Below are 1,311 nucleotides of genomic sequence, written 5' to 3'. Positions count from 1 at the left end.
GCATGCGCCGCCGGGCCGTGGCCGGGCGGACGCCGCGCTGGCGGCGCGGAAGGGCCGATGCGGCCCGTTCCCTCAAGCGCGTATTTTACACAGTTTCGTGCAAGAGCACCAGTCGCAATGTTTACCGTCGCGTGGCAGCAGCAACGGCGCTTCGGCCATGTGCCGCAACAGGAAGGAGAGCAGGGCGGGAATGCGGGTGGTGATGGCCGCATCGCGGGTTTCGTCGTCCGTGCCGTCTCCGAACAGGGGCAGTTCCTGCCCGGCGTCGCGCAGGATGACCCAGGCGGCGTCGTGCACGTCGCGCCCGGAATGCTGGCCGTACATGTGGACGTAGGCGGGCAACTGCACGCCGTGCAGGGCACCGGCCACGTCGGCCAGCAGGTCGGGGTCACGGTCCGGGGTCCACACCTCGATGCGTTCCCACAGCGCGTCGTCGGACCACGCGGACGGCTTCCATTCCACCTTGCCGGTCTTGTAGTCCAGGATCACCGCGCCCTGGCCGTCTTCGAAGTCGCGCAGGTCCACCCGGTCCACCCGGCCATGCAGGCGGCGGATGCGACGGCCAGCGCTGCCCGGCACGTCGATGGTGGCCTCCACCGGTTCCTCCAGTTCCAGCACGGTGAACCGTTCCGGCTGGCGGGACAGGTAGCGGCCAAGGCGTTCCGGTCCGGCCACCTCCAGCATCAGCAGGGCGTCTGGCGGCAACTGGGCGGAAAGGCCCGAGGCGCCGAGCCGTTGCAGGAACAGCCGGGTAAGGTGTTCGGCGGAAAGTTCGTCGCGGCGCACCTCGCGCCCCTTGTGGGGCAGGTGAAAGTCCAGCAGCACCTTGTGCAGCAGGTCGCCCACGGCAATGGGGTCGTCGCCTTCGTTCACCTCGTCCGGCGGGGCCAGCCCGGCCAGCCGTTCGTGAAAGAAGCGCACCGGGCAGGTCAGCCATGCGTCGAGGGTGGAGGGCGACACGGGCGCGTCCAGCAGCCGTTCCAGCGCATCGTTGATGGCGGTGGTGCGTTCGATGGGGCGCGGCGCGGAACGGAACGGACGCACCGTGCACGCGGCGGCATGCAGCGGGGGCTGCCCGGGAGAGAGCAGGCCGCCGCGCGCCCGTTCCTCGCGCCACAGCAGTTCTTCCACGAAGCGGCTGCGGATCTTCTTTTCGTCCAGCAGGCCGCTGCGGTCCACGCCGGTCTGGTAGCACAGCACGGCCTGTTCCGCACCGGCCAGCAGACGGTGGAAGTTGTGCGCGGCCACCCGCTCGCGGCGGCGCGAATCGGGCAGCCCGGCCATGGCGCGCAGGCTGTCGGGCAGCAGCGG

Annotated in this window: 1 protein-coding gene; it reads right to left on the bottom strand. The window is 70.4% G+C overall.

What is annotated here, in order from left to right:
• Window positions 1–72: 72 nt before the first annotated feature.
• Window positions 73–1,311, bottom strand: a 1,239-nt coding sequence (locus FVW20_RS15775; RefSeq protein WP_196610352.1) for a PD-(D/E)XK nuclease family protein, incomplete at its 5' end; no start/stop codon positions are given.

This window comes from Nitratidesulfovibrio oxamicus (assembly GCF_015731765.1).
GTDB classification, from domain to species: domain Bacteria; phylum Desulfobacterota; class Desulfovibrionia; order Desulfovibrionales; family Desulfovibrionaceae; genus Cupidesulfovibrio; species Cupidesulfovibrio oxamicus.
This window is presented reverse-complemented; position numbering and strand designations above follow the sequence as displayed.